The sequence below is a fragment of the Dietzia maris genome (assembly GCF_014144855.1).
GTDB classification, from domain to species: domain Bacteria; phylum Actinomycetota; class Actinomycetes; order Mycobacteriales; family Mycobacteriaceae; genus Dietzia; species Dietzia kunjamensis.
The window spans coordinates 1-444 of the sequence record NZ_JAALDN010000557.1; the positions used below are offsets into that span (position 1 = coordinate 1).

Consider the following 444-nt stretch of genomic DNA (forward strand, 5'->3'; position numbering starts at 1 on the left):
CTGCAGGGCGGCGCGGGCGTCATCGGCGGCCCCGATCCGCGGATCGATGGGCTCGAAGGTGGCTCCGTCGCTGGTGGCGAGCATGTCCAGCAGGGCCTGCAGCGCGGCCTGGCCGGAGCGGGTGAACTCCACCCGGGCACCGCCAGCGTCGCGGGCGGTGTTGCCGGTGGCGATGACGGTGACCTTCGGCCGCAACGCCACCCCACCGGTCCCGCCGGGGCGGGCAGGGGTGCCGGCTAGGCCGGGATCGCCGCACACCAGGGACATCAGGGCGTCGGCGCGACGCTCGGCGATCGAGTAATCCTCGACCTCGCCAGAGCCATCACTGTCGGCCGCGCCGCCATCGCCGGCGTTGGCGGCGGCTTGGGCGTCGGCGCACTTGTGGTCTTTCACGCGTTGGTCGAGGGCCTCGGCCAGGACGGCTGCTTCCTCGGTGGCCAGGAT

1 pseudogene is annotated in these 444 nt (G+C 73.6%); it reads right to left on the bottom strand.

The window, feature by feature from the left end:
• Positions 1-444 (bottom strand): annotated as a pseudogene (locus G6024_RS16170) (HNH endonuclease signature motif containing protein); the annotation flags it as partial.